Source organism: Streptomyces sp. NPDC060209 (genome assembly GCF_042728155.1).
GTDB lineage: Bacteria > Actinomycetota > Actinomycetes > Streptomycetales > Streptomycetaceae > Streptomyces.
In genome coordinates, this window is record NZ_JBHWZS010000554.1 from 1 (window position 1) to 1,984 (window position 1,984).

The window sequence follows — 1,984 nt, forward strand, 5'->3', positions numbered from 1 at the left end:
GCCGGCGCCCTCCGCGGGACGCCCTCGTCCGTGCACGGGCATCAGGGGAGGGCGCTTCCGCAGCCGGGATCATGTTGATCACCGTCACAGTGCGGGTAGGGTCCGTGGCGTAGTGCTTCAACTGCAATCCGGCCATCGGCAAGTTGGGGATGATCCTGACTCCTTGCGCAGGGCCATCGCATACCTGGAGGGAAACGCGTGGAAGCCAACACTCGTAGCACCGGGCGTCTACCAGCTGCCTTCCTGACGCCGGGATCGTCCTCGTTCATGGACTTCCTGTCCGACCACTCACCCGAGATCCTTCCCGGCAACCGCAGCCTGCCGCCGCTGAAGGGCGCCATCGAGGCGCCGCACGGCACGACCATCGTCGCGGCCTCGTTCCCCGGTGGAGTGGTGCTCGCCGGTGACCGGCGGGCGACCATGGGGAACATGATCGCGCAGCGCGACATCGAGAAGGTGTTCCCGGCCGACGAGTACTCGGCGGTGGGGATCGCAGGCACGGCGGGTCTCGCCGTGGAGATGGTCAAGCTGTTCCAGCTGGAGCTGGAACACTTCGAGAAGGTCGAGGGCGCCACGCTCTCCCTGGAGGGCAAGGCCAACCGGCTCTCCACGATGATCCGCGGCAATCTGGCGATGGCCATGCAGGGCCTGGCGGTCGTCCCGCTGTTCGCCGGCTTCGACGTCGACCGCGAGAAGGGCCGGATCTTCTCGTACGACGTCACCGGCGGGCGTTCCGAGGAACACGGCTACGCGGCCACAGGCTCCGGCTCCGTGTTCGCGCGCGGGTCGATGAAGAAGCTGTACCGCGACGACCTGACGGAGGAGCAGACACTCACCCTGGTCGTGCAGGCGCTGTACGACGCGGCCGACGACGACTCGGCGACCGGTGGTCCGGACGTGGCCCGCCGGATCTATCCGATCGTCACCGTCATCACCGACGAGGGCTTCCGCAAGCTGAACGACACGGAATCCTCGGAGATCGCACGCGCGATCCTGGAGCGCCGGCTCGAGCAGCCCGACGGCCCCCGCGCCGCGCTGCTCTGACCGGCCCGATGCTTCTCCGATGCACTCGTCACTGACAGAAAGGGACGGATAGCCGGTGTCGACGCCGTTCTATGTCTCACCCCAGCAGGCCATGGCCGACCGGGCGGAATACGCCCGGAAGGGCATCGCCCGTGGTCGCAGCCTGGTTGTGCTGCAGTACGCCGACGGCATTGTGTTCGTCGGCGAGAACCCGTCCCGCGCGCTGCACAAGTTCAGCGAGATCTACGACCGGATCGGCTTCGCCGCCGCCGGCAAGTACAACGAGTACGAGAACCTCCGTATCGGCGGAGTCCGCTACGCCGATCTGCGGGGATACACCTACGACCGCGACGACGTGACGGCCCGTGGGCTGGCCAACGTCTACGCGCAGACGCTCGGCACCATCTTCTCCAGTGCGGCCGAGAAGCCGTACGAGGTGGAACTGGTGGTCGCGGAGGTCGGCGCCGGGCCCGAGGGCGACCAGATCTACCGGCTGCCGCACGACGGCTCGATCGTGGACGAGCACGGCTCGGTCGCGGTCGGCGGGAACGCCGAGCAGATCAGCAGCTTCCTCGACCAGCGCCACCGCGACGGGATGTCGCTCGCCGAGGCGCTGAAGCTGGCCGTGCAGGCGCTGTCCCGTGAGGCCAACGGCAACGAGCGGGAGATCCCCGCCGAACGCCTCGAGGTCGCGGTCCTGGACCGGACGAGGCCGCAGCAGCGCAAGTTCAAGCGGATCGTCGGCCGGCAGCTGACCAGGCTCCTGGACGCGGACGGCGCCGGGGCGACCCCGACGGACGCTCCGTCCGACACGGAGGAGCCCGAAGCCGGCAGCACCCCGGCCGCCGGCACCGACAGCCCCGAGAAGGGCGCTGGCAGCCCCGCGAAGGGCACCGACGGTCCCGACGAGGGCGCGGACGGCGCCACGAAGGAGTAACCGGTTCCGGCAGAGTCCCGAAGG

Annotated in this window: 3 protein-coding genes; all 3 read left to right on the forward strand. The window is 69.0% G+C overall.

The genetic code is table 11. From position 1 onward, the window contains the following. Positions 1-40: 40 nt before the first annotated feature. Genes ACFWFI_RS42495 through prcA form a run of 3 tightly spaced genes read left to right on the forward strand, consistent with a single transcriptional unit; the run spans position 41 to position 1,960 of the window. Entirely contained in the window at positions 41-247 is a 207-nt protein-coding gene (locus ACFWFI_RS42495) for an endonuclease domain-containing protein (protein ID WP_387401289.1), read from the forward strand. Continuing rightward, complete coding sequence (gene prcB / locus ACFWFI_RS42500; RefSeq protein ID WP_387401286.1) at positions 199-1,044, forward strand: proteasome subunit beta; 846 nt, start codon at positions 199-201, stop codon at positions 1,042-1,044. The genes ACFWFI_RS42495 and prcB overlap by 49 nt, the downstream gene beginning before the upstream one ends. Before the next feature lie 55 nt (positions 1,045-1,099). After that, positions 1,100-1,960 (forward strand): proteasome subunit alpha, encoded by an 861-nt coding sequence (gene prcA, locus ACFWFI_RS42505; protein WP_387401288.1) that lies wholly within the window; start codon positions 1,100-1,102, stop codon positions 1,958-1,960. Positions 1,961-1,984: the final 24 nt, after the last annotated feature.